Below are 23,714 nucleotides of genomic sequence, written 5' to 3' on the forward strand. Positions count from 1 at the left end.
TCTGGCGGCCATGAAGCCCCTGGGGCCCTTCGGGCCGTTCGCAGGCTGCGGCTACAGGTCAATCCAGGCAGCTTGTGTCGTTTACTGCCCGGCTTCGGCCTTCGGCGGTTTGCTCGCGTCCATGCCGAACCATTTCTCCGACAGGGCCATCAGGCGCCCGTCGGCCTTGATCCGCTGCAAGGCGCTGTCCAGGCTCGCGCGAAACGCCGGGTTACCTTTCTGGAAGGGGATCGCCAGGCTCAGGGTCGGTCCGACCTTGGCGCCTTCCTTCACCGGCAGGCGGCTGTCGCGAATGGCGTAGGGAATCAGCAGGCGATCGCTGATGGCAGCGTCGATCTGCTTGTCCGCCACGTCCCTGATCGGCTGCTGGGCATCGGCGTAGCTGCGCAGGTTGATCCCTTCCACAGTCCGCGCCTGATCGACGAACTGGCTGCCCTGGGCCACCCCCAGCGCCTGGCCGCGCAGGGCCTGCAGGGAAAACAGCGGACGCTGCTCTTCCTTGCGCACAATCAACTGCGCACTGGAATAACTGTAGGGTTCGCTGAAATCGAAACGATCCTTGAGTTCCGGGGTCATTGCTATGTGGTTGATCGCCACGTCGAACTTGCCGCTTTCCACTCCCGGGAGCAGTTCGGCGGCCTCGGTCACCACGAAGTCCGCGCGTACGTCCAGTTCACTGGCCAGCAGTTGCCCCAACTCCACCTCGAAACCGGTGAGTTTGCCGTCGTCCTTGAAATTGAAGGGCGGTGTATCGGCTTCCAGGGCGATGCGCAGCTCGCCGCGGTCATTGATATCGTCCATCAGTTCGGCTTGAGCGCAAGTGCTCGCAAGGGGCAGCAAAAGTAACAGGCCAGGCAGGAAACGCATGGTCACTCCTTGAATTTATATGAGCGATGCGCCGTTCAGGCTCGCTTTGCTAAGGTGTTGAGTGCCTTCGACAACGAATTGCCACGAAGTTGTCATAACCGTAAAAGATTTGCGGAAAAACTGGAGAAGATAATGAAAATTTTTATGTCGCGTGCTGCTTTGGCCGGTCTGTTGCTGGGAACCTCGATGCTGGCCGGTGCAGCGGAAATTCCGCGTACCGAGGCACCTGCCGGCGCCAAGGTGACTATCGTTTCCCCGGCCGACGGGGCCACCGTGGACAAGACCTTCAAGGTCAAGTTCGGCGTTGAAGGCATCGCCCTGGCTCCGGCGGGCGATCAGACCGCCAACACCGGCCACCATCACCTGCTGATCGATGTCGATCAGTTGCCTGCCGAGAACCTGCCGATCCCGATGGACGCCAACCACCTGCACTTCGGCAAGGCCCAGACCGAAACCGAAGTGACCCTGACACCCGGCAAGCACACCCTGCAACTGGAACTGGGGGACAAGAACCACGTGCCTTTCAACCCGGTGATCGTTTCCAAGAAAATCACAGTAACAGTGAAATAATCGTAAACACGATAAAAAAGGGAGCCCAGAGGGCTCCCTTTTTTGTGCCGCAATCGAGGCTTAGAACAGCACGCGGCAACGGATGGTACCGTTGATGTGCTGCAGCTTCTCTTGCGCCAGGTCCGAGTACTCGGCGTCGACGTCGATCACCACGTAGCCGACCTTCTCGTTGGTCTGCAGGAACTGACCGGAGATGTTGATGCCGTTTTCGGCGAAGACCTTGTTGATCTCGCTCATTACGCCCGGAATGTTCTCGTGGATGTGCAGCAGACGGTGCTTGCCCGGGTGGGCCGGCAGCGCCACTTCAGGGAAGTTGACCGAGGACACCGAGGTACCGTTGTCGCTGTACTTGACCAGTTTTTCTGCCACTTCCAGGCCGATGTTGGCCTGGGCTTCAGCGGTGGAACCGCCGATGTGCGGGGTCAGGATCACGTTGTCCAGGCCGCGCAGCGGGCTTTCGAACTCTTCGTCGTTGGAGCGCGGCTCCACCGGGAATACGTCGATGGCCGCGCCGATCAGGTGCTTGTCCTTGATCGCGTCCGCCAGGGCGTCCAGCTCGACCACGGTGCCGCGGGCGGCGTTGATCAGGATGCCGCCCTTCTTGATGGCGCGGATTTCCTTCTCGCCGATCATCCACTGGGTGGCCGCGGTTTCCGGCACGTGCAGGGTGACGATGTCGGACATGCCCAGCAGTTCGTGCAGGTTGCCCACCTGGGTGGCGTTGCCCAGTGGCAGCTTGGTCACGGTGTCGTAGAAGAACACCTGCATGCCCAGGCCTTCGGCCAGGACCGACAACTGCGTACCAATGGAGCCGTAGCCGACGATACCCAGCTTCTTGCCACGGATTTCGAAGGAGTTGGCCGCGCTCTTGATCCAGCCGCCACGGTGGCAGGAAGCGTTTTTCTCGGGGATGCCGCGCAGCAGCAGGATGGCCTCGGCCAGCACCAGCTCGGCAACCGAACGGGTGTTGGAGTACGGCGCGTTGAACACCGCGATGCCGCGCTCGCGAGCGGCGGACAGGTCAACCTGGTTGGTACCGATGCAGAAGCAGCCCACTGCGACCAGTTTCTTCGCGTGGTCGAAGATCTCTTCGGTCAGTTGAGTGCGGGAGCGAATGCCGATGAAGTGTGCATCGGCGATCTTTTCCTTGAGCTGGGCTTCCGGCAGAGAACCGGTGAGGTACTCGATGCTGGTGTAGCCGGCGGCCTTGAGGACGTCGACAGCGGATTGGTGGACGCCTTCGAGGAGAAGGAACTTGATCTTGCTCTTATCGAGAGAAGTCTTGCTCATCTGCGTAAACCTGTGTCCCGGAGAAAAATGGCAGGGAAGTGGACAGCTTGAGCTGACCTGGGCGGCACTGGGCCGACACCGCAGAAAGGCCCTTGGGCACTCTCCTGCGGGGGCGGTATGCTAGCATACGCGCCCCGCTAAACACTCATTCCTGCGACGTGAAGCGTTCTCAGGATGACCATGAATTGTTCGAGAGTTCTGTCGATGACCAATCCTGCCCTGATTGATGAGCTGAAGACCCTGGTTGAGCCTGGCAAGGTGCTGACCGACGCTGACTCCCTGAATGCTTACGGCAAGGATTGGACCAAGCATTTCGCCCCGGCCCCGACAGCCGTCGTGTTTCCGAAAACCATCGAGCAGGTCCAGGCCATTGTGCGCTGGGCCAATCAGCACAAGGTTGCGCTGGTGCCTTCGGGCGGTCGCACCGGGCTTTCGGCGGCAGCGGTGGCAGCCAACGGCGAGGTGGTGGTGTCCTTCGACTATATGAACCAGATCCTCGACCTGAACCTGACCGACCGCACCGTGGTGTGCCAGCCGGGCGTGGTCACCGAGCAGTTGCAGAACCTGGCGCAAGAAAACGGCCTGTACTACCCGGTGGATTTCGCTTCTGCAGGTTCCAGCCAGATTGGCGGCAATATCGGTACCAATGCCGGCGGGATCAAGGTCATTCGCTACGGCATGACCCGCAATTGGGTGGCCGGCATGAAGGTGGTCACCGGCAAGGGCGACCTGCTGGAGCTGAACAAGGACCTGATCAAGAACGCCACCGGCTATGACTTGCGCCAGCTGTTCATCGGCGCCGAGGGCACCCTGGGCTTCGTGGTCGAGGCCACCATGCGCCTGGACCGGGCACCGAAGAACCTCACGGCGATGGTCCTGGGCACCCCTGATTTCGACTCGATCATGCCCGTGTTGCACGCCTTCCAGGGCAAGCTGGATCTGACGGCCTTCGAGTTCTTCTCCGACAAGGCCCTGGCCAAGGTCCTGGCCCGTGGCGACGTACCGGCACCGTTCGAGTCCGACTGCCCGTTCTATGCGCTGCTGGAGTTCGAAGCCACCACCGAGGAAGTGGCCAACCACGCCCTGGAAACCTTCGAGCACTGTGTCGAGCAGGGCTGGGTGCTGGACGGCGTGATGAGCCAGAGCGAAACCCAGTTGCACAACCTGTGGAAGCTGCGCGAATACATCTCCGAGACCATTTCCCACTGGACGCCGTACAAGAACGACATTTCGGTCACTGTGTCGAAAGTCCCGGCCTTCCTTCAGGAAATCGACGCCATCGTCGGCAAGCATTACCCGGACTTCGAAATCGTCTGGTTCGGCCACATCGGCGACGGCAACCTGCACCTGAACATCCTCAAGCCGGACAACCTGAGCAAGGACGAGTTCTTTGCCAAGTGCGCGACGGTCAACAAGTGGGTGTTCGAGACGGTCGAGAAGTACAACGGCTCGATTTCCGCGGAACACGGCGTGGGCATGACCAAGCGTGATTACCTGACCTACAGCCGCTCGCCGGTGGAGATCGAGTACATGAAGGCGGTCAAGGCAGTGTTCGATCCGAACGGCATCATGAATCCGGGCAAGATCTTCGCGATCTGAAGCCGGGTAGTGTCCAGATAAAGCACACAAGCAGGAGTCGGTAATGAGCTATCAGCACCAGTATGTCGACGGTACCCGGATCCATTTTCCGGTGGGCAAGGTGGTGTGCATCGGTCGCAACTACGCCGAGCACGCCAAGGAGCTGGACAACCCGGTACCTACCGAACCCCTGCTGTTTATCAAGCCGGGCAGTTGTGTGGTGCCCCTGGAAGGTGGGTTCGCCATTCCCACCGAGCGTGGTTCGGTGCACTACGAAGCGGAAATCGCGGTGTTGATCGGCAAGCCGCTCTCCACCAAACCCAGCCGCGAAGAAGTGCTGGATGCCATTTCCGGCTTTGCCCCGGCACTGGACCTGACCCTGCGGGACAAGCAGGCCGAACTCAAAGCCAAGGGCCTGCCCTGGGAAATCGCCAAGTCGTTCGACGGCGCGGCGGTGATCGCGCCCTTTGTGGTGGGCAGCACCTTCGCCGACCTGACCGACATCGGCATTCGCCTGACCATCAACGGTGAAGTACGCCAGGACGGCAACAGCGCCATCATGCTCAACCCCATAGTGCCGATGATCCAGTACATGGCCGGTTGTTTCTCCCTGCAGGCCGGCGATGTGATCCTCACCGGCACGCCGGTCGGGGTTGGGCCGCTGAATGTCGGCGATGAGCTGGTGCTGGAGCTTCCCGGTGCCAGCCGTTTCACCAGCAGCGTCCGTTGATCCGAATCTTTCTGCGCTGGGCCCGGTAATCCAGGGCCGGGCGCAGAGAGATCACCGGCTTTAACCGTTTTTTCACATTTTTCCCGGATAATTCCGAAGCTTATGGTTCGCGGATCTGAAATCCCTGTGCTATTACCTTTGGCCGTGCTTCTGGAATCTGTGTGATGGACGCCCACCCTCTACCTAAACCTCGCCTCATCCGCCGCTTGCGATTGCGCATGCGCTGGTATTCCTGGCTGCTGTTGGCGGGCGTGATCTGCTATGGCGTAGCCAGCCTCATGCATTGGGATGACCGTGGGGCACTCTGGGTTCAGGAAGGTTTTGTCAGTACCGCCGAACGCAGCTCCAGTATCTGGCTGCCCAGCTACCGGGCGGTGATCGATGCCAAGGTCCTGCCAGGCATGGAGCGGGACGAAGCCTCCGATCTTTCCTATAACCCCCAGACCAAGACCCTGTTTTCGGTAATGGGCAAGCACCCATTCCTGGTGGAGCTGTCGCTGCAAGGCGACGTCCTGCGCAAGATGCCTCTGGTGGGCTGGAGCAACCCGGAAGGGGTTGCGGTCCTGGAGAATGGCCTGCTGGCGATTGTCGATGAGCGCGAGCATTCGCTGGTGATCGTCAAGGTCGATGCCAATACCCAGTCGCTGAATGTCGCGGACTTCCCCAAATACGACCTGGGCCCTTCGGCAGACCAGAACAAGGCATTCGAAGCCATTGCCTGGAACCCGCGCAAGCAACAGTTGCTGCTGGGGGAGGAGCGCCCGCCGGCGTTGTTTACCTGGAGCAGCGACGGTAGCCAGGTACTCAAGGGCGACAAGCAGAAGCTGGCCAGCGACGAACTCGACTTGCGCAACCTTTCGGCCCTGGGTATCGACCCGCGCACCGGCCATACCCTGGTGCTGTCGGCTGATTCCCATCTGTTGCTGGAACTGGACGAGCAGGGCGAACAGGTCAGCTTCATGGCCCTGCTCGGTGGCTTCAATGGCCTGGAAAAAACCATTCCCCGGGCCGAAGGGGTGGCCATGGATGAGGCCGGCAACCTGTACATGGTCAGCGAGCCCAACCTGTTCTATCGCTTCGAGAAGCAGTGAGTCCCGGCCTGGCACCCGAGCCGGGCCATTCAGGGCATTAAGCTTTAATTCAGGCGGCTGTGATATTTCATCAGCCTGTCCTGATTTCGAGCCTGCCCGCCATGTATCGCCTCACCCGCCTGCAACCCCTTTACCTGCTCCTCTGCCTGATGGCCGTGCTGTTGGCGGTGTTTGTCCATAACCACAGGTTGTGGCAGCGCGCCTGGTTCGACTGGCAATCCTACTGGCAGGTGGCGGCCCCCCAATCCCTGGGGCTGGGCGATTACCGTGTCGTGCTGGAGGCGCAGCCCATCGAGGGCCTGGATGAGGTCTCGGCGCTGACCTACGATCCACTGCGCAACAGCCTGTTCACCGTGACCAACAAGAATTCCGAACTGATCGAGCTGTCCCTGGACGGGCAGATCCTGCGCCGCATCGCTCTGGTGGGCTTTGGCGATCCGGAAGCGGTGGAGTTCATCAGTGCCAATACCTATGTGATCAGCGACGAGCGCCAGCACCGGCTGATCAAGATCCAGCTGGACGATGAAACCACGGCGGTGGATGCGGCAGAAGCCGAGCAGATCACCCTGGGCGTGCACCTTGCCGGCAACAAAGGCTTCGAGGGGCTGGCCTACGACTCCCAGGGCAAGCGCCTGTTCGTCGCCAAGGAACGCGACCCGATGCTGATCTATGAAGTGCAGGGCTTCCCCCACCAAGATCCGCAGCAGTCCTACGGGATGCATGTGGTGAACAACCCCAAGCGCGATGCCGGCCTGTTCGTGCGCGACCTCTCCAGCCTGCAATACGACGAGCGCAGTGGCCACCTGCTGGCACTGTCGGACGAGTCGCGGCTGGTGGTGGAGCTGGATGTCGAGGGGCGCCCGCTGAGTACCCTGGCCCTGGGCAAGTGGCGCCAGGGCCTGAGCAAGGCGGTGCCTCAGGCGGAAGGGATGGCCATGGATGACGCCGGCACCCTGTACCTGGTGAGCGAACCGAACCTGTTCTACGTCTTTAAGAAACCGATGTAGGAGCCGGCTTGCCAGCGAAGAGGCCTTCAAAACCGCCTTCGCCCGCCCGCCGGCTCCTATCCGCGGGGCAGGCTCAGGCCTTGAGGGTCTTCACCCCTTCGGCGGTACCCAGCAGCAACACGTCAGCGGGGCGTGCAGCGAACAGGCCATTGGTGACCACGCCGACAATGGCATTGATCTGGCTTTCCAGTTCCACTGGATTGGTGATCTGCATGTTGTGCACATCGAGGATGATGTTGCCGTTGTCGGTGATCACGCCTTCGCGGTACACCGGGTCGCCGCCCAGTTTCACCAGTTCACGGGCCACGTGGCTGCGGGCCATGGGGATCACTTCCACGGGCAGCGGGAAGTTGCCCAGCACCGGCACCAGCTTGCTGGCGTCGGCGATGCAGATGAACGTCTTGGCCACGGCGGCGACGATCTTTTCCCGAGTCAGGGCGGCGCCGCCGCCCTTGATCAGGTTCAGGTGCTCGTCGCTTTCGTCGGCGCCGTCGATGTAGAACTCCAGGTCGCTCACGGTGTTGAGCTCGTAGACCGGAATCCCGTGGCCCTTGAGGCGGGCGGCGGTGGCTTCGGAGCTGGCCACGGCGCCGTCGAAGGCGCCCTTGTGCAGGGCCAGGGCGTCGATGAAGCAGTTGGCGGTGGAGCCGGTGCCGACCCCGACGATGCTCTTGTCATCGAGTTTCGGGAGGATAAGGTCGACGGCGGCCTGGGCAACGGCCTGTTTGAGTTGATCCTGGGTCATGCGGGCTCCGAAGCGGGCAAGGGGGGGCACAAAGGCCGGCATTATAGGCGCCGCGGCAGATCAGGTCATTGCCCGTTTGGCTAATCGGCCGGGCTTCAGAGAAGGCGAGGGGGCGGCTAAAACCTCGGTATTCGTGTGGTCGCCCGGGCAAACGCTGGGTTAGACTCCCTGGCCCTGCCCAACCCGCTCAGTGATGCTTTCCGATGCTCGAACAGTACGTCAAGAAGATCCTCACCTCGCGCGTTTATGACGTTGCCGTAGAAACCCCATTGCAGACTGCCCGCCAGCTTTCCGAGCGGCTGGGCAATCAGATCTGGCTCAAGCGTGAAGACTTGCAGCCGGTGTTCTCGTTCAAGATCCGTGGCGCCTACAACAAGCTGACCCAGCTCAGCGATGCCGAGCGCGCCCGCGGCGTGGTCACTGCGTCGGCGGGCAACCACGCCCAGGGCCTGGCCCTGGCGGCCAAGGTGCTGGGGGTCAAGGCTACTATCGTGATGCCCAAGACCACCCCCGAGATCAAGGTCGAGGGCGTGCGCTCCCGTGGCGGCAAGGTGGTGCTGCACGGCGATACCTTCCCTGAAGCGCTGGCCTACTCCCTGAAGCTGGTGGACGAGAAGGGCTACGTCTACATCCATCCCTACGATGATCCGCACACCATTGCCGGGCAGGGCACGGTGGCCATGGAGATTCTGCGCCAGCACCCCGGCCCGCTGGATGCGATCTTCGTTCCGGTCGGCGGCGGCGGCCTGATCGCCGGCATCGCGGCCTATGTGAAATACCTGCGCCCGGAGATCAAGGTCATCGGCGTCGAGCCGGACGACTCCAACTGCCTGCAGGCGGCCATGGCCGCCGGTGAGCGCGTGGTGCTGCCGACCGTGGGGATCTTCGCCGACGGCGTGGCGGTGGCGCAGATTGGCCAGCACACCTTCGACATCTGCAAGGATTATGTGGATGAAGTGATTACCGTCAGTACCGACGAGATCTGTGCGGCAATCAAGGATATCTACGACGATACCCGCTCGATCACCGAACCTGCCGGCGCCCTGGGCGTTGCCGGGATCAAGAAGTACGTCGAGCAGCGCGGTATCAGCGGGCAGACCCTGGTGGCCATCGACTCCGGAGCCAACGTCAACTTCGACCGCCTGCGCCACGTGGCCGAGCGCGCCGAACTGGGCGAAGGCCGCGAAGCCATCATCGCCGTGACCATCCCCGAGAAGCCCGGCAGCTTCAAGGCCTTCTGCGAGGCGGTGGGCAAGCGCCAGATCACCGAATTCAACTACCGCTACAACACCGGCAGCGAGGCGCACATCTTCGTTGGCGTGCAGACCCACCCGGAAAACGATCCGCGCAGCGCCCTGATCGCCAGCCTGACCGAGCAGGGCTTTCCGGTGATCGACCTGACCGATAACGAACTGGCCAAGCTGCACATCCGCTACATGGTCGGCGGCCATGCCGAGAAGGTCAGCGACGAAGTGGTGCTGCGTTTCGAATTTCCGGAGCGTCCGGGGGCGCTGTTCAACTTCCTCAACAAGCTGGGCGGGCGCTGGAATATCTCGATGTTCCACTACCGCAACCATGGTGCGGCGGATGGCCGGGTAGTCGCCGGCCTGCAAGTGCCGGCCGATGAACGTCACCTGGTGCCCGCGGCGCTGGAGCAGATCGGCTATCCGTACTGGGATGAAAGCGACAACCCGGCCTACCAGCTGTTCCTCGGCTGAACGACTACGCTGAGGATCGGAGCCTTAAGGAAGCGAAAACATGGAAACACTGACCACGCTGAAGACGCTTCATGTACTGGCCACCGTGCTGCTATTGGGCAGTGCGCTGGGGCTGGCGATCTGGGTCTGGCGCCTGCGCCGCCAGGGGGATGCCACGGTTTATAGCCGGGTGCTGCACCGTCCGGGCCTGTTCGGCTGGCTGTTGCTGGCGCTGGGCATGCTGACATTGCCGTTCAGCGGTTGGTGGCTGGTGCATCTGGTGGGTTGGCCGCTGGGGCAGACCTGGGTCCTGGGTTCCAGTGTGCTCTACACCCTGGGGGCCCTGGCCTGGCTGTGGCTGATGGTGCGCCTCAACCGCCTGCGGGTGGCCAAGGTTGCCAGCGGCCTGGCGTTCACCCTGGTGCTGGCGGTGTTCAGCGCCGCATGTTTCGTGACCATTGCCGGTCTTATGGGCGCCAAGCCGGTCTAACTCTCAAGGATTGCCATGAAGGTCGTTCTGGTGGGAGCCACAGGGTTTGTCGGCCGTCATCTGCTGGCGGCATTGCACGCTGCCGGCCATCAGCTGATTGCCACCAGCCGTCGCCCGCAGCCCCAGGGGTTGCCCGGGGTGGAGTGGTGCCAGCTGGATCTCGATTGCCTGGGCCGCGAGCCCCAGCCCTTTGCCCTGCCTGCCGACACCGACCTGCTGATCAACGCCGCGGGGCTGTTGAGCACTGATGCGCGGGCGTTGAGCCTGACCCAGGACCTGGGTACCCGCGCGCTGTTCGATCTGGCGGCGGCCCGGGGCGTGCGGGTACTGCAGATTTCCGCATTGGGGGCCGGGATCCTGCCCCAGGTGCCGTTCCTTGCCAGCAAGGCGGCGGCGGATGATTACCTGCTGCAGTTGGGGGTACCGGCGGTGGTGCTGCGGCCCTCGCTGGTGCTCGGCGCTGGCGGTGCCAGCAGCGGCTGGCTGACGAGGCTGTCGCCCTGGCCGCTGATTCCCTTGCTGTCCGCCAAGGCGCAGATGCAGCCCTTGCATATAGAGGACTTGAGCGCCGCGGTGCTGGCGCTGCTCAGGCAGTGGCCGCAGGAATCCATGGTTCTGCCCCTGGTCGGCCCGGAACGCATGACCATGGCGCAACTGCTCGATCGCCTGCGGTCGGCCCAGGGCTGGGCCCCGGCGCGCTACTTCAAGCTGCCAGCGGTCTTGCTGCGGCTGGCGGCCGCTGCTGGCGATCGCCTGGGCTGGCGAGCCTTGAACCGGCAGAGCCTGGCCATGGCCCGCCACGACAACCTGGCGGATCCGCAGGTGCTGGCCTCGGTCTGCGGGTATCACGCGGCGCCGCTGGCGGCCCGCTTGCAGGACTGGCCGCAGGCGGCGCAAAGCACCCAACTGGCCCTGCGCCCGCTGTTGCTGGCAGTGATGGTGCTGATCTGGCTGGGTACCGCGCTGGTGTGCATCGGCCCGGGTTACGACTGGGGCCTGCGGATCATGGCCGAGGCTGGCGTGCAGGGCGTCTGGGCGGCCCTGGCGGTGATCGGCGGTTCACTCTGTGATGCGCTGCTGGGTGTCGGCCTGCTGCTGCGGCGCTGGCGCCGGCGGGCCTTGCAGGCGCAGTTGGGGCTGATGCTCGGCTACACCCTGATCATCAGCCTGATCCTGCCGCACTTCTGGTTTGACCCTTATGCCGCCGTCGCCAAGAACCTGGTGCTGATGGTGGCGACCCTATGGCTGCTGTGGACCGAACCCCACCAATGAGCGCTTACCTGCTGTTGAAAACCCTGCATATCCTGTCCTCCACCGTGCTGTTCGGCCTCGGCGCGGGGTCGGCCTATTACGCCCTGCGGGCCTGGCGCAGTGGCCGGGTGGAAGTGATTGCCGTGACCTTCAAGCACCTGGTGTTCGCCGACTGGGCCTTTACCGCCACCACGGCGGTATTCCAGCCGTTGAGCGGGCTGGGGCTGGTGCACCTGGCAGGCTGGTCGCTGCAGCAGGCGTGGCTGATGTGGAGCCTGGGCCTGTATGTGGTGGCGGGGCTGTGCTGGCTGCCGGTGGTCTGGTTGCAGATCCGAGTGCACAAGATGGCCGAGCAGGCCCTGCAGGACGGGACGCCGATGCCGCTGCGGGCAACCCTTTATATGCGCTGGTGGTTCGCCCTGGGCTGGCCGGCGTTCCTGGCCTTCATGGCGATTTTCTATCTGATGGTGGCCAAGCCGGCGTAGTTTTTTTCGCTGGCAAGCCAGCGCCTACAGCCGGCTCGCCGGCGAGCTGCCTAGTCGCGCAGGCTGATGACCTGCCAGCCACGTTTCTCGGCCTCGGCCCGCAGGTTCGGGTCCGGGTCAACGGCCACGGCGGTGGTCACTTGCTCCAGCAGGGGCAGGTCGTTCATCGAATCGCTGTAGAAGTAGCTGTCTTCCAGGCTGTGGCCGGTCTCTTCCAGCCAGCGGTTGAGGCGGGTGACCTTGCCTTCACGGAAGCACGGCACATCGGTACTGCGCCCGGTGTAGCGGCCATCCTGCATTTCGCATTCGGTGGCGATCAGGGTTTCCACGCCCAGGCGTTCAGCGATCGGCGCGGTCACGAAACGGTTGGTCGCGGTGATGATCACCAGCTTGTCGCCGGCAGCGCGATGCTTGTCCAGCAGGGCCTGGGCCTTGGGCAGGAGGATCGGCTCGATGCAGTCGCGCATGAAGTCGCGGTGCCACTCTTCGAGCACGGCCATGTCGGTGCGGCCGAGGATTTCCAGGCAGAAGTTCAGGTAGGCGGCATTGTCGAGCTTGCCGGCCAGGTAATCCTGATAGAACTCGTCGTTGCGGGTCTTGTAGGCGACGGCGTCGAGGAAGCCCCGCTCGCACAGATAGTCGCCCCAGGCGTGGTCGCTGTCGCCGCCCAAAAGCGTGTTGTCCAAGTCGAATAAAGCCAGGCGCATTGCAGTTACTCGCTGAAAAGTCGCGGAAAAAGGTGCCCAGAATACGGTCTTTTCACAAGAGTGCACATAAGGTAAGCAGCCTCGTTGCTGCATTCCCAAGCTTTGTGGAACAATGCGGCGACATGCGTTTGCGAGGTTGTAGCCGTGATCGACCCCGATGGTTTCCGCCCCAATGTCGGGATCATTCTGACCAATGATGCCGGACAGGTGCTATGGGCTCGCCGTATCAATCAAGATGCCTGGCAGTTTCCTCAAGGGGGAATCAACCCCGATGAGACGCCGGAAGACGCCTTGTATCGCGAGCTGAACGAAGAAGTGGGGCTGGAGCGCGAAGATGTGCAAATTCTCGCCTGCACCCGGGGCTGGTTGCGCTATCGTTTGCCGCAGCGTCTGGTCCGGACCCACAGCCAACCGCTGTGCATCGGCCAGAAGCAGAAATGGTTTCTCCTGCGCCTGATCTCCAACGAGCAGCGGGTGCGGATGGATTTGACCGGTAAACCGGAATTCGATGGCTGGCGCTGGGTCAGTTATTGGTATCCGTTGGGCCAGGTGGTGACATTCAAGCGCGAAGTGTATCGCCGCGCTCTCAAAGAGCTTGCCCCGCGCCTGCTAGTGCGCGACTGACGACGGAGTTCGACCCCGAGCCATGCTCAATACGCTGCGCAAGATCGTCCAGGAAGTTAACTCCGCCAAGGATCTCAAGGCGGCGTTGGGGATTATTGTATTGCGCGTCAAAGAGGCCATGGGCAGCCAGGTCTGCTCGGTCTATCTGCTGGACCCGGAAACCAACCGTTTCGTCCTGATGGCCACCGAGGGCTTGAACAAGCGCTCCATCGGCAAGGTCAGCATGGCGCCCAACGAAGGCCTGGTAGGCCTGGTGGGCACTCGCGAAGAACCCCTCAACCTGGAAAACGCCGCCGACCACCCGCGCTATCGCTACTTCGCTGAAACCGGTGAGGAGCGTTACGCCTCGTTCCTCGGTGCGCCGATCATTCACCACCGCCGGGTGGTGGGCGTGCTGGTTATCCAGCAAAAGGAGCGGCGCCAGTTCGACGAAGGCGAAGAAGCCTTCCTGGTGACCATGAGCGCCCAACTGGCCGGGGTTATCGCCCATGCCGAGGCCACCGGTTCGATCCGTGGCCTGGGTCGCCAGGGCAAGGGCATTCAGGAGGCCAAGTTCGTCGGCGTACCGGGCTCGCCCGGCGCGGCGGTGGGCAGCGCGGTGGTGATGCTGCCGCCGGCCGACCTGGATGTGGTGCCGGACAAGCACGTCACCGACATCGACGCCGAACTGGCCCTGTTCAAGAGCGCCCTTGAAGGGGTGCGGGCCGATATGCGCGCGCTGTCGGAAAAGCTCGCCACTCAATTGCGCCCTGAAGAGCGCGCGCTGTTCGACGTCTACCTGATGATGCTCGACGACGCCTCCCTGGGCAGTGAAGTGAAGGCCGTGATCAAGACCGGGCAATGGGCCCAGGGCGCGTTGCGCCAGGTGGTCACCGATCACGTCAACCGTTTCGAACTGATGGACGATGCCTACCTGCGCGAGCGGGCCTCGGACGTCAAGGACCTGGGCCGCCGGCTCCTGGCCTACCTGCAGGAAGAGCGCCAGCAGACCCTGGTCTATCCCGACAACACCATCCTGGTCAGTGAGGAACTGACCCCGGCCATGCTCGGCGAGGTGCCGGAAGGCAAGCTGGTGGGCCTGGTCTCGGTGCTGGGTTCGGGCAACTCCCACGTGGCGATCCTGGCCCGGGCCATGGGCATCCCGACGGTGATGGGCCTGGTGGACCTGCCGTACTCCAAGGTCGACGGCATCCAGATGATCGTCGACGGCTACCACGGCGAGGTCTACACCAACCCCAGCGACGTGCTGCGCAAGCAGTTCGCCGATGTGGTGGAAGAAGAACGGCAACTGGCCCAGGGCCTGGATGCCCTGCGCGACCTGCCCTGCATCACCCCCGATGGCCATCGCATGCCGCTGTGGGTCAACACCGGCCTGCTGGCCGATGTAGCCCGGGCGCAGAAGCGCGGGGCCGAAGGCGTGGGCCTGTATCGCACCGAAGTGCCGTTCATGATCAACCAGCGCTTCCCCAGCGAGAAGGAACAGCTGGCGATCTATCGCGAACAGCTGGCGGCCTTCCATCCGCAACCGGTGACCATGCGCAGCCTGGACATCGGCGGCGACAAGTCGCTGTCGTACTTCCCGATCAAGGAAGACAACCCCTTCCTTGGCTGGCGCGGGATCCGCGTGACCCTCGACCACCCGGAGATCTTCCTGGTACAGGCCCGGGCGATGCTCAAGGCCAGCGAAGGCCTGAACAATTTGCGCATCCTGCTGCCGATGATTTCCGGCATCCACGAGCTGGAAGAAGCCTTGCACCTGATCCACCGGGCCTGGGGCGAAGTGCGCGATGAAGGCACTGACGTACCGATGCCGCCAGTGGGGGTGATGATCGAAATCCCCGCCGCGGTGTACCAGACCAAGGAACTGGCGCGCCAGGTGGATTTCCTCTCGGTGGGCTCCAACGACCTGACCCAGTACCTGCTGGCGGTGGACCGCAACAACCCACGGGTGGCCGATCTCTACGACTACCTGCACCCGGCGGTGCTGCAAGCGCTGCAGAACGTGGTGCGTGATGCCCATGCCGAAGGCAAGCCAGTGAGCATCTGCGGCGAGATGGCCGGTGATCCGGCGGCGGCGGTGCTGTTGATGGCGATGGGCTTCGACAGCCTGTCGATGAACGCCACCAACCTGCCGAAGGTGAAGTGGATGCTGCGTCAGGTCAGCATGACCAAGGCCAAGGAACTGCTGGCGGAAATGATGACCATCGACAACCCGCAAGTTATCCACAGTTCGCTGCAACTGGCGCTGAAGAAACTCGGGCTGGCGCGGATGATCAATCCGGCTTCGAGCAAGACCCTGTAACCGGGTTGTTTTCTTCGCCGGCAAGCCGGCTCCTACAGAAGCGTTCGTGGGAGCCGGCGTGCCGGGGAACGCTTCAGACCTTCAGTTCGACCTCTCCCAGATGCCCACCATAGGGGCCGAAGCTACGCTCCAGCAGATGCCGCGAGCCATCGGCGTGGACGATCAGTGCCGTGCTGGCTCGTGTGCCGTAGCTGGGGCTGGCGATGAACACGCTGGACAGCAGGCTTTCGGTGGCCAAGCCCACTCCGGTGTCCGGCAGATCGGCGAAGGGCGCTGTCTGCGGGTCGCTCAACAGCGCCAGCAGTGCCTGGGGCTGTGGATCATGCAACACCTCCTGCAACGCCGCCCTGGCCTTGAGCAGCTTGGGCCAGGGCGTATCCAGCCCGGCATTGGAAAGGCCGTAGACCCCAGGCTCCAGCCGTTGCGGCTGCGGGTCCCGAGCGTTGTAGTGCCACAGTTGCTCGGCATTGCCCAGCAGCAGGTTGAACCCGGCGTACTCCACCGAGCGCCCGACTACATCGCGCAAATAATCATCCAGGGGCACGTCGCCGGCGAGAAAGCGCGCCACCAGTTCACCCCGCGAGCGCCGCGCCGGAGGCTGGTGCGGGTTGCGGATATTGGTCAGGGCGGCAAAGCGGCCCTCGGCGCCGACCCCGAGCCAGGTGCCGCCGGCTTCCAGGTCGCGACCGGCGTGGATCTGCGGCAGTTCCGGCCACTGCCCCAGGGGCAGGCTCGGCCGCGCGTAGAATTCATCACGGTTGGCCGCGACGATCAGTGGCTGAGCATGACCCGGCCGCCAGGCGAAAACGATCAAGCACATTAAGGTGGCCCCCTGTGTGTTTTTGCCCACTTTACGCACAGATCCGGCGGGTATCCATCGCCATCCAGTGGAGTCCGGGGCGGCGCTTCCGTTACCATGCCGATCTATTTTTCGGATGCTCCCATGGAATTTCTGCTCTATCTGCTGCTGGGCGCCTGTGCGGGCGTGCTGGCCGGGCTGTTCGGCGTGGGCGGCGGGATCATCATAGTCCCGGTGCTGGTGTTCAGCTTCACCCTGCAAGGCTTCGATGTCTCGGTGCTGACCCATCTGGCGGTCGGCACCTCCCTGGCCAGCATCATCTTTACCTCGGTCAATGCGGTGCGCGAGCACCATCGGCGTGGCGCTGTGCGCTGGCCGATCTTCGCCTGGATGACCGTGGGTATCCTCCTGGGCGCCGGTTTCGGCGCACTGACCGCCGAGGCGATCTCCGGCCCGCACCTGCAGAAAATCATCGGTGTGTTTGCCCTCGTGGTGGCCTTGCAGATGACCCTGGAGCTCAAGCCCAAGGCCAGCCGCCAGGTGCCCGGCAAGCTGGGCCTGACGGCCGCCGGCGGTGTGATTGGCTGGGCCTCGGCGATCTTCGGCATCGGCGGTGGCTCCCTCACCGTGCCTTTTCTCACCTGGCGCAGCGTGCCCATGCAGCAGGCGGTGGCCACCTCATCGGCCTGCGGTTTGCCCATTGCCCTGGCCAGTGCCTTAAGTTTCATGATTCTGGGCTGGCATGATCCGCTGCTCCCGGCCCATAGTCTCGGTTTCGTTTATTTGCCGGCCCTGTTGGGCATTGCCCTGACCAGCATGGTGTTCGCCCGCATCGGCGCGCGCCTGGCCCACAAACTGTCGCCACGCCTGTTGAAACGCATGTTCGCCGCGCTACTGTTCTGCGTGGGACTCAGCTTCCTGTTCTGAGTGGTGACGCAATCCTGGCTTAATCCTGGGCTGGCAGTTTGCCCCGGGAATCTGAAGTTCTAACCCTTACGAGGAGTCGCAATGCTGCCTTACCCGCAGATTGATCCGGTGGCCCTGGCCATCGGCCCGCTGAAAATCCACTGGTACGGCCTGATGTACCTGATCGGCATTGGCGGTGCCTGGTTGCTGGCGTCGCGCCGCCTGAACCGTTTCGATCCGACCTGGAGCAAGGAGAAGCTCTCGGACATGGTGTTCTGGATGTCCATGGGGGTGATAGTCGGTGGTCGCCTGGGTTATGTGCTGTTCTACGACCTGAGCGCCTACCTGGCCAACCCGACGCTGATCTTCGAGGTGTGGAAGGGCGGCATGTCGTTCCACGGTGGTTTCATCGGGGTGATGCTGGCGGCCTGGTGGTTCGGCAAGCGCAACAACAAGACCTTCTTCGAGCTGATGGATTTCGTCGCGCCGATGGTGCCGATCGGCCTGGGCGCCGGGCGCATCGGCAACTTCATCAACGCTGAATTGTGGGGCAAGCCCACCGATCTGCCCTGGGCCATGGTGTTCCCGCCGTTCAGCGATCCGGCGCAATTGCCGCGCCATCCCTCGCAGCTGTATCAGTTCGCCCTGGAAGGCGTGGCGCTGTTCCTGATCCTCTGGCTGTTCTCGCGCAAACCCCGGCCGACCATGGCGGTTTCCGGTATGTTCGCCCTGTTCTACGGGATCTTCCGTTTCATCGTCGAGTTCGTCCGGGTGCCGGACGCCCAGTTGGGCTACCTGGCCTGGAACTGGCTGACCATGGGTCAGGTCCTGTGCGTGCCGATGATTCTCGGTGGCCTGGGGTTGATCTGGCTGGCTTATCATCGCGCTCCGGCCAAGAGCGCGGCGCAATAAATTCGAACCCCGGGGCGTGCCCCGGGTTCAAGGATGCAGGTAATTCATGAAGCAATATCTTGATCTGGTGGCCCACGTCATCAACAACGGCACCAAGCAGGCCAACCGCACCGGTGTGAACACCATCAGCTTCCCCGGGGCCATGCTGCGCTACGACCTCAAGGAAGGTTTCCCGGCCATCACCACCCGCAAGATGGCCTTCAAGTCGGCCATCGGCGAGATGGTCGGCTTCCTGCGCGGGGTGAACAACGCCGCCGAGTTTCGTGCGCTGGGCTGCAAGGTCTGGGACCAGAACGCCAACGAAAACGCCCAGTGGCTGGCCAACCCGTTCCGCCAGGGCGACGACGACCTGGGCGAGATCTACGGCGTGCAGTGGCGCAAGTGGCCGGCCTACAAACAGATCAAGACCAGCAACCAGGCGGCCATCGACTTGGCTCTGAGCCAGGGCTACCGGCAGATCGCCGCGGGCGAGGAAGACGGCCAGGGCTACGTGGTGCTGTACAAGGCCATCGACCAGGTGCGCCAGTGCGTCGACACCATCATCAACGACCCGGGCAGCCGGCGGATCCTGTTCCACGGCTGGAACTGCGCCCAGCTGGATGAAATGGCCTTGCCGCCGTGCCACCTGCTTTACCAGTTCCACCCCAATGTCCAGACCCGGGAAATCTCCCTGACCCTCTACATCCGCTCCAACGACCTGGGCCTGGGCACGCCGTTCAACCTCACCGAGGGTGCTGCGCTGCTGAGCCTGATCGGCCGCCTGACCGGCTACACGCCGCGCTGGTTCACCTATTTCATCGGTGATGCCCACGTCTATGAAAACCATCTGGACATGCTCAACGAACAGCTCAAGCGCGAGCCGTTCCCGATGCCCAAGCTGGTGATTTCCGAGCGTGTGCCGGAGTTCGCCAAGACCGGCGTCTACCAGCCGGAGTGGCTGGAGCTGATCGAGCCGAGCGACTTCTCCCTGGAAGGCTATGAGCACCACGCGCCCATGACGGCGCCGATGGCGGTCTGAGCGTCCAGCTACTGCAGCAAGGGCCGCGCGGCCCTTGTCGATTGATCCTGTTGCCCTTATCGACCTGTGCCCGGAGCCGTTCCGGGCATGGCTGTGCCCGGCGGCCAGCTACGCTCTGAGTAGCGGCCCTGCCAGGTGCGGGGTGTGGTCCTTGTGACATTCAACGTGAGCCCCGAATGGAAGAACTCAATCACAGCCTGTTCCTGGCCATCAACGCCAGTGCCGGGGCGTCCATGCCGATGCGTGCACTGGCGGGTTTTCTCGCGCAATGGGTGGTACTCAGCGTGCCGCTGCTGCTGGTGGTGTTCTGGGTTTTCGGCGAGCGCCGCCAGCGCATGATCGTGTTGCTCGCCGGCCTGAGCATTGTCCTGGCCCTGGTCTGCAACCTGCTGATCCGTGAGCTGTGGTTCCATCCGCGGCCGTTCATGATCGGCCTGGGGCAGAACTTCCTCGCCCACGCGCCCGGGGCATCCTTCCCCAGCGACCACGCCAGTGGCATGTTCGCCATGGCTTTCGCGCTGATCCTGGCCAGCCTGCGCAAGACCGGGCTGGTGATGCTGGGCCTGGCGCTCCTGGTGAGTTGGGCACGGGTCTATCTGGGCGTGCATTTCCCTTTCGACATTCTGGGTGGCTGCCTGGTGGGGGGGCTCAGTGCCTGGCTGGTGCGCCAGGGGCTGGCCTGGCAGCAACTGGACCAGCGGCTGCTGGCAATCCTCGAAGGGGCTTATCTGCGGCTGACGGCCAGCGTTCGGCGCGGCGCCTGAAACCGCGCCAGGGGTTCAGTGCCCGTGGCTGCGCCCGACATGGGAGGGCTCGCTCTCATTGGGGGCCACCGAGCCGCTGACTTCCAGGCGCTGGAGAATTCCGCAGTGCTCAAGGTCCGGGCCCTCGCTGCAGCGCTGGCGCAGGTCCAGCAGTTGTTCCTGCAGGGCCAGCAAGCCGTCAATGCGCGCCTTGACGTGATGGATATGCTCGTCGATCAGGGCGTTGACGCTGGCGCACTGGTCCTGGGGGCTGTCGCGCAGGTTGAGCAGGCTGCGGATCTCCTCGAGGGTCATGTCCAGGCTGCGGCAATTGCGGATAAAGGTCAGGCGCTCGGTGTGGGCCTGGGTGTAGAGGCGATAGTTGCCTTCACTGCGGGCCGGTTCCGGCAGCAGCCCTTCGCGCTCGTAGTAACGGATGGTCTCGACCTGACAGTCGGTGAGTTTCGCCAGTTCGCCAATCTTCATTGCCGTCGTCTCCGAATGGGTGCTTGACCCTATAGTGGCTACAGGGTGTTCACTTGGCAACAAGCACCTTAATTCGGAAGGGACCCTAATGAGCGATTCTCTCCACAGCCCGCGCAAAACCGCGGATCAGCAGCCCCAGGCTGATCACGATCACAGCCCTGGCCACAGCCATTCCCATGCGCCCGCGGGCAAGTTGCAGCCGGTCAAGGCACACGATCATGCCGCCCACGGCGCATCCTGCTGCGGTTCCGCCGACCTGGCGCCGTCCAGGGTCACCCTGAGCGAGACCCCGGCCGCCGGCGCGCGCTTGAGCAGCTTTCGCATCGAAGCCATGGACTGCCCCACCGAACAGACCCTGATCCAGAACAAGCTGGGCAAGCTGGCCGGGGTCCAGGCGCTGGAGTTCAACCTGATGAACCGCGTGCTGGGGGTGACCCACGACCTGCCGAGCACCGCGCCTATCATCGAGGCGGTCAAGTCACTGGGCATGCACGCCGAACCCCTGGAACAGGAGGGTGACCAAGCCGCGCCTGCCGCAGCGCCCGTGAAGAAGCCCTGGTGGCCGCTGGCCCTGTCCGGTATCGGCGCGCTGGCTGCCGAGGTCATCCATTTCACCAATGCCGCGCCCGACTGGGTGATTGCCCTGGTGGCCCTGGTGTCGATCCTCAGTGGTGGCCTGACCACCTACAAGAAGGGCTGGATCGCCCTGAAGAACCGCAACCTCAACATCAATGCCCTGATGAGCATCGCCGTGACCGGCGCCGTGCTGATCGGCCAATGGCCGGAAGCGGCGATGGTGATGTTCCTGTTCACAGTGGCGGAATTGATCGAGGCCCGTTCCCTGGATCGGGCGCGCAACGCCATCAGCGGCCTGATGCAGATGACCCCGGAACGGGTCACGGTGCAGCAGGCAGACGGCAACTGGAGCGAACAGGAAGCGAAAAGCGTCGAACTGGGCGCACGGGTGCGGGTACGCCCCGGCGAGCGCATCGGCCTCGACGGCGAGGTCGTGTCCGGCAACTCCACCATCGACCAGGCGCCGATCACCGGTGAAAGCCTGCCGGTGGAAAAGACTGTGGGCGACAAGGTTTTCGCCGGCACCATCAACCAGGCCGGCTCCCTGGAATACCGAGTGACTGCCGCCGCCAACAACTCGACCCTGGCGCGGATCATCCACGCTGTGGAACAGGCCCAGGGCGCCCGGGCTCCGACCCAGCGCTTCGTTGACAGCTTCTCGAAAATCTACACCCCGGCGGTATTCGCCTTCGCCCTGGCGGTGGCGCTGATTCCGCCGCTGTTCATGGACGGCGTCTGGTTCGACTGGATCTACCGCGCCCTGGTGCTGCTGGTAGTGGCTTGCCCCTGCGCCCTGGTGATCTCCACCCCGGTGAGCATTGTCAGCGGCCTGGCGGCTGCCGCGCGCAAGGGCATCCTGGTCAAGGGCGGGGTCTACCTGGAGGGCGGCTACAAGCTCGACTACCTGGCCCTGGACAAGACCGGCACCATCACCCACGGCAAGCCGGTGCAGACCGACTTCCTGTCCCTGGACCCGCTGGCCCAGGACACCGCCCCGGCCCTGGCCGCAAGCCTGGCAGGGCGTTCCGACCACCCGGTGTCCCTGGCCATTGCCCAGGCGGCTGTGGATAAGCAGTTGGCCATGCACCCTGTGGATAACTTCGAGGCCCTGACCGGCCGAGGCGTACGCGGCGAGATCAACGGCGAGCTGTACCACCTGGGCAACCATCGTCTGGTGGAAGAGCTGGGCCTGTGCTCCCCGGCTTTGGAAGAAAAACTCTTCGCCCTGGAGAAGCAGGGCAAGACCGTGGTCCTGCTGCTGGACCGCAATGGCCCGCTGGCGCTGTTCGCCGTGGCCGATACGGTGAAGGAATCCAGCCGCGAAGCCATCCAGCAATTGCATGAGCTGGGGATCAAGACCCTGATGCTCACCGGCGACAACCCGCATACCGCCCAGGCCATCGCGGCCCAGGTGGGTATCGACCAGGCTCGGGGCGACCTGCTGCCCACCGACAAGCTGCAGGCCATCGAAGACCTGTACGCCCAGGGCCACCGGGTGGGCATGGTGGGCGACGGGATCAACGACGCACCGGCCCTGGCCCGTGCCGAAATCGGTTTCGCCATGGCTGCGGCGGGCACCGACACTGCCATCGAGACCGCGGATGTGGCCCTGATGGACGATGATCTGCGCAAGATCCCGGCGTTTATCCGTCTGTCGCGCCAGACCTCGGTGGTGCTCAAGCAAAATATCGTCCTGGCCCTGGTCATCAAGGCGATCTTTCTTGGGGTAACCTTTGCCGGGCTGGCCACCATGTGGATGGCAGTATTCGCCGACATGGGCGTGAGCCTGTTGGTGGTGTTCAACGGTCTGCGCCTGCTGCGCAAATAAGCAACGAGAGAACCCTGTGCTGAGTGCCGAGCTGAAGGCTTTTTACATGGTCGCCCGCCTGGGCAGCATTACCCAGGCGGCGAAGAAGCTCGGCCTCAGCCAGCCCACGGTGACTACCCAAGTCCGCAACCTGGAGAGCCAGTACGCAGTGGAGCTGTTCTACCGAGGCGGTCGCCGCCTGAGCCTGAGCGATGAGGGCGCGCGCTTGCTGCCGATGGTCAAGGAGCTGCTGCAGAAAGAGTCGGACATCGAATTCTTCCTGCGCAACTGCGGGCAGGTGCAGGGCACGCTGCGCATCGCCGCCACCGCGCCGTACTACATCCTCGATCTGGTGAAGACTTTCCGCCAGCGCCTGCCCCAGGTGGAGGTCTCGGTGGAAATCGGCAACTCCCAGCAGGTCCTGGAGGCGCTGGAAGACTACCGGGTGGATGTGGCCGCTTCCTCGCAACTGCTGGAGGATTCGCGGTTGGTCCGCCGGGTGCTGGGCAGCGATCCGCTGGTGCTGGCGGTGCATCGCAATCACCCCCTGGCGGCGCTGGATCACGTGCCCCTCAATGCCCTGGCCGGGCATACGCTGCTGATGCGCGAACCCGGCTCCACCACCCGCAGCCTCACCGAAGGTCTGCTGAAGAACGCCAACGTCAGCTTTGGCCCGCTGTTGGAGATTGGCAGCCGTGAATCGATCCGCGAGGCGGTGCTGCGCAATATCGGCATCAGCATCATTGCCCGCCAGGAAGTGCCCCACGACCCGCAACTGCGGGTACTGACCATCGAAAACGCGCCGCAGATCGCCGAGTACCTGTATTGCCTCAAGGAGCGCAAGAACGCGCGCCTGCCCGCCGCCTTTCTCGGCCTGGCCCAGGAAATGGCTCCCGCCTGAAAGATCTGCATCGGCCATGCCGATGCCTTCGCGAGCACATGATTTACACGTGAACCCAAATCCCTGAATACCACTATCGGTCGTTTTTGCCTTACTGCCATATGACCGACGCATTGCAACTCTAGGATTTGC

At 63.3% G+C, this 23,714-nt stretch carries 23 protein-coding genes; 17 read left to right on the forward strand and 6 right to left on the reverse strand.

Features of this window, described 5'->3' with window-relative positions; all coding sequences use genetic code 11:
* Positions 1 to 81: 81 nt before the first annotated feature.
* Positions 82 to 867, reverse strand: coding sequence for a transporter substrate-binding domain-containing protein (locus AC07R1_RS12755; protein WP_495110579.1), 786 nt, complete (start codon positions 865 to 867; stop codon positions 82 to 84).
* A 132-nt stretch (positions 868 to 999) separates the two neighbouring features.
* Between AC07R1_RS12755 and AC07R1_RS12760 the strand changes: the two genes are divergently transcribed.
* Positions 1,000 to 1,437, forward strand: a complete 438-nt coding sequence (locus AC07R1_RS12760; protein WP_011064085.1) for a DUF4399 domain-containing protein — start codon at positions 1,000 to 1,002, stop codon at positions 1,435 to 1,437.
* A 60-nt stretch (positions 1,438 to 1,497) separates the two neighbouring features.
* Here the strand turns inward: AC07R1_RS12760 and serA are convergent, their stop codons facing one another.
* Positions 1,498 to 2,727, reverse strand: a complete 1,230-nt coding sequence (serA, locus tag AC07R1_RS12765; protein ID WP_011064084.1) for a phosphoglycerate dehydrogenase — start codon at positions 2,725 to 2,727, stop codon at positions 1,498 to 1,500.
* A gap of 204 nt (positions 2,728 to 2,931) precedes the next feature.
* On the opposite strand from serA, the gene AC07R1_RS12770 reads away from it, so the two are divergent.
* The 4 genes from AC07R1_RS12770 (at position 2,932) to AC07R1_RS12785 (ending at position 7,133) form a co-directional block, all read left to right on the forward strand.
* A complete protein-coding gene (locus tag AC07R1_RS12770) occupies positions 2,932 to 4,326 on the forward strand; it encodes an FAD-binding oxidoreductase (protein ID WP_495110580.1) in 1,395 nt (464 codons plus the stop codon).
* A 43-nt stretch (positions 4,327 to 4,369) separates the two neighbouring features.
* On the forward strand, positions 4,370 to 5,035 hold the full coding sequence (locus AC07R1_RS12775) for a fumarylacetoacetate hydrolase family protein (protein ID WP_011064082.1): 666 nt from the start codon (positions 4,370 to 4,372) through the stop codon (positions 5,033 to 5,035).
* Between the two features lie 164 nt (positions 5,036 to 5,199).
* Complete coding sequence (locus AC07R1_RS12780; RefSeq protein ID WP_065365071.1) at positions 5,200 to 6,126, forward strand: SdiA-regulated domain-containing protein; 927 nt, start codon at positions 5,200 to 5,202, stop codon at positions 6,124 to 6,126.
* 101 nt (positions 6,127 to 6,227) lie between these two features.
* Positions 6,228 to 7,133: an SdiA-regulated domain-containing protein gene (locus AC07R1_RS12785; protein WP_065365072.1), complete on the forward strand. Its 906-nt coding sequence runs from the start codon at positions 6,228 to 6,230 to the stop codon at positions 7,131 to 7,133.
* A gap of 73 nt (positions 7,134 to 7,206) precedes the next feature.
* Here AC07R1_RS12785 and rpiA read toward each other — a convergent pair whose 3' ends face one another.
* Positions 7,207 to 7,878, reverse strand: a complete 672-nt coding sequence (gene rpiA / locus AC07R1_RS12790) for a ribose-5-phosphate isomerase RpiA (RefSeq protein ID WP_016963479.1) — start codon at positions 7,876 to 7,878, stop codon at positions 7,207 to 7,209.
* 203 nt (positions 7,879 to 8,081) lie between these two features.
* Here rpiA and ilvA point away from each other — a divergent pair, with 203 nt between their 5' ends.
* From ilvA to AC07R1_RS12810, 4 genes are read left to right on the forward strand one after another with little or no spacing between them, the layout of a single operon-like run.
* Entirely contained in the window at positions 8,082 to 9,596 is a 1,515-nt protein-coding gene (ilvA, locus tag AC07R1_RS12795) for a threonine ammonia-lyase, biosynthetic (RefSeq protein ID WP_011064078.1), read from the forward strand.
* A gap of 40 nt (positions 9,597 to 9,636) precedes the next feature.
* Positions 9,637 to 10,065, forward strand: coding sequence for a DUF2269 family protein (locus tag AC07R1_RS12800; protein WP_011064077.1), 429 nt, complete (start codon positions 9,637 to 9,639; stop codon positions 10,063 to 10,065).
* A 15-nt stretch (positions 10,066 to 10,080) separates the two neighbouring features.
* The gene (locus AC07R1_RS12805) at positions 10,081 to 11,337 is read left to right on the forward strand and encodes an SDR family oxidoreductase (protein WP_495110581.1); all 1,257 of its coding nucleotides are present in this window, start codon (positions 10,081 to 10,083) and stop codon (positions 11,335 to 11,337) included.
* Entirely contained in the window at positions 11,334 to 11,801 is a 468-nt protein-coding gene (locus tag AC07R1_RS12810; RefSeq protein ID WP_011064075.1) for a DUF2269 family protein, read from the forward strand. Before AC07R1_RS12805 ends, AC07R1_RS12810 begins: the two co-directional genes overlap by 4 nt.
* A gap of 50 nt (positions 11,802 to 11,851) precedes the next feature.
* On the opposite strand, the gene AC07R1_RS12815 is transcribed toward AC07R1_RS12810, so the two are convergent.
* On the reverse strand, positions 11,852 to 12,508 hold the full coding sequence (locus AC07R1_RS12815; RefSeq protein ID WP_019093432.1) for a histidinol-phosphatase: 657 nt from the start codon (positions 12,506 to 12,508) through the stop codon (positions 11,852 to 11,854).
* Between the two features lie 144 nt (positions 12,509 to 12,652).
* Between AC07R1_RS12815 and AC07R1_RS12820 the strand changes: the two genes are divergently transcribed.
* Complete coding sequence (locus AC07R1_RS12820) at positions 12,653 to 13,132, forward strand: RNA pyrophosphohydrolase (protein WP_011064073.1); 480 nt, start codon at positions 12,653 to 12,655, stop codon at positions 13,130 to 13,132.
* A 22-nt stretch (positions 13,133 to 13,154) separates the two neighbouring features.
* Positions 13,155 to 15,434, forward strand: a complete 2,280-nt coding sequence (ptsP, locus tag AC07R1_RS12825; protein WP_011064072.1) for a phosphoenolpyruvate--protein phosphotransferase — start codon at positions 13,155 to 13,157, stop codon at positions 15,432 to 15,434.
* Between the two features lie 73 nt (positions 15,435 to 15,507).
* Here ptsP and AC07R1_RS12830 read toward each other — a convergent pair whose 3' ends face one another.
* Positions 15,508 to 16,254 (reverse strand): NRDE family protein, encoded by a 747-nt coding sequence (locus tag AC07R1_RS12830; RefSeq protein WP_011064071.1) that lies wholly within the window; start codon positions 16,252 to 16,254, stop codon positions 15,508 to 15,510.
* A 123-nt stretch (positions 16,255 to 16,377) separates the two neighbouring features.
* On the opposite strand from AC07R1_RS12830, the gene AC07R1_RS12835 reads away from it, so the two are divergent.
* The 4 genes from AC07R1_RS12835 to AC07R1_RS12850 all read left to right on the forward strand — a co-directional run bounded on the left by AC07R1_RS12835 (position 16,378) and on the right by AC07R1_RS12850 (position 19,833).
* Complete coding sequence (locus tag AC07R1_RS12835) at positions 16,378 to 17,160, forward strand: sulfite exporter TauE/SafE family protein (RefSeq protein WP_026020005.1); 783 nt, start codon at positions 16,378 to 16,380, stop codon at positions 17,158 to 17,160.
* 81 nt (positions 17,161 to 17,241) lie between these two features.
* Positions 17,242 to 18,051: a prolipoprotein diacylglyceryl transferase gene (lgt, locus tag AC07R1_RS12840; protein ID WP_011064069.1), complete on the forward strand. Its 810-nt coding sequence runs from the start codon at positions 17,242 to 17,244 to the stop codon at positions 18,049 to 18,051.
* A 46-nt stretch (positions 18,052 to 18,097) separates the two neighbouring features.
* Complete coding sequence (locus AC07R1_RS12845) at positions 18,098 to 19,069, forward strand: thymidylate synthase (protein WP_011064068.1); 972 nt, start codon at positions 18,098 to 18,100, stop codon at positions 19,067 to 19,069.
* Between the two features lie 176 nt (positions 19,070 to 19,245).
* Positions 19,246 to 19,833 carry an undecaprenyl-diphosphatase gene (locus AC07R1_RS12850; RefSeq protein WP_169892457.1) on the forward strand — a complete coding sequence of 196 codons (588 nt, stop codon included), beginning with the start codon at positions 19,246 to 19,248 and terminating at the stop codon, positions 19,831 to 19,833.
* Positions 19,834 to 19,848: 15 nt separating this feature from the next.
* On the opposite strand, the gene cadR is transcribed toward AC07R1_RS12850, so the two are convergent.
* A complete protein-coding gene (gene cadR, locus AC07R1_RS12855; protein ID WP_011064066.1) occupies positions 19,849 to 20,298 on the reverse strand; it encodes a Cd(II)/Pb(II)-responsive transcriptional regulator in 450 nt (149 codons plus the stop codon).
* 88 nt (positions 20,299 to 20,386) lie between these two features.
* Between cadR and AC07R1_RS12860 the strand changes: the two genes are divergently transcribed.
* Together AC07R1_RS12860 and AC07R1_RS12865 are read left to right on the forward strand one after the other, a co-directional pair.
* Positions 20,387 to 22,702, forward strand: a complete 2,316-nt coding sequence (locus tag AC07R1_RS12860; RefSeq protein ID WP_495110582.1) for a heavy metal translocating P-type ATPase — start codon at positions 20,387 to 20,389, stop codon at positions 22,700 to 22,702.
* Positions 22,703 to 22,718: 16 nt separating this feature from the next.
* Positions 22,719 to 23,582: a LysR family transcriptional regulator gene (locus tag AC07R1_RS12865; RefSeq protein WP_011064064.1), complete on the forward strand. Its 864-nt coding sequence runs from the start codon at positions 22,719 to 22,721 to the stop codon at positions 23,580 to 23,582.
* Positions 23,583 to 23,714: the final 132 nt, after the last annotated feature.

Source organism: Pseudomonas sp. GW821-FHT07F01, assembly GCF_059418825.1.

Coding starts and splice junctions, on each gene's coding strand:
- ilvA (WP_011064078.1), top strand. CDS start 8,082: ATGCTCGAACAGTACGTCAAGAAGATCCTCACCTCGCGCGTTTATGAC.
- AC07R1_RS12760 (WP_011064085.1), top strand. CDS start 1,000: ATGAAAATTTTTATGTCGCGTGCTGCTTTGGCCGGTCTGTTGCTGGGA.
- AC07R1_RS12800 (WP_011064077.1), top strand. CDS start 9,637: ATGGAAACACTGACCACGCTGAAGACGCTTCATGTACTGGCCACCGTG.
- AC07R1_RS12860 (WP_495110582.1), top strand. CDS start 20,387: ATGAGCGATTCTCTCCACAGCCCGCGCAAAACCGCGGATCAGCAGCCC.
- AC07R1_RS12805 (WP_495110581.1), top strand. CDS start 10,081: ATGAAGGTCGTTCTGGTGGGAGCCACAGGGTTTGTCGGCCGTCATCTG.
- AC07R1_RS12830 (WP_011064071.1), bottom strand. CDS start 16,254: ATGTGCTTGATCGTTTTCGCCTGGCGGCCGGGTCATGCTCAGCCACTG.
- AC07R1_RS12810 (WP_011064075.1), top strand. CDS start 11,334: ATGAGCGCTTACCTGCTGTTGAAAACCCTGCATATCCTGTCCTCCACC.
- rpiA (WP_016963479.1), bottom strand. CDS start 7,878: ATGACCCAGGATCAACTCAAACAGGCCGTTGCCCAGGCCGCCGTCGAC.
- lgt (WP_011064069.1), top strand. CDS start 17,242: ATGCTGCCTTACCCGCAGATTGATCCGGTGGCCCTGGCCATCGGCCCG.
- cadR (WP_011064066.1), bottom strand. CDS start 20,298: ATGAAGATTGGCGAACTGGCGAAACTCACCGACTGTCAGGTCGAGACC.
- ptsP (WP_011064072.1), top strand. CDS start 13,155: ATGCTCAATACGCTGCGCAAGATCGTCCAGGAAGTTAACTCCGCCAAG.
- serA (WP_011064084.1), bottom strand. CDS start 2,727: ATGAGCAAGACTTCTCTCGATAAGAGCAAGATCAAGTTCCTTCTCCTC.
- AC07R1_RS12785 (WP_065365072.1), top strand. CDS start 6,228: ATGTATCGCCTCACCCGCCTGCAACCCCTTTACCTGCTCCTCTGCCTG.
- AC07R1_RS12815 (WP_019093432.1), bottom strand. CDS start 12,508: ATGCGCCTGGCTTTATTCGACTTGGACAACACGCTTTTGGGCGGCGAC.
- AC07R1_RS12845 (WP_011064068.1), top strand. CDS start 18,098: ATGAAGCAATATCTTGATCTGGTGGCCCACGTCATCAACAACGGCACC.
- AC07R1_RS12755 (WP_495110579.1), bottom strand. CDS start 867: ATGCGTTTCCTGCCTGGCCTGTTACTTTTGCTGCCCCTTGCGAGCACT.
- AC07R1_RS12850 (WP_169892457.1), top strand. CDS start 19,246: ATGGAAGAACTCAATCACAGCCTGTTCCTGGCCATCAACGCCAGTGCC.
- AC07R1_RS12780 (WP_065365071.1), top strand. CDS start 5,200: ATGGACGCCCACCCTCTACCTAAACCTCGCCTCATCCGCCGCTTGCGA.
- AC07R1_RS12770 (WP_495110580.1), top strand. CDS start 2,932: ATGACCAATCCTGCCCTGATTGATGAGCTGAAGACCCTGGTTGAGCCT.
- AC07R1_RS12835 (WP_026020005.1), top strand. CDS start 16,378: ATGGAATTTCTGCTCTATCTGCTGCTGGGCGCCTGTGCGGGCGTGCTG.
- AC07R1_RS12775 (WP_011064082.1), top strand. CDS start 4,370: ATGAGCTATCAGCACCAGTATGTCGACGGTACCCGGATCCATTTTCCG.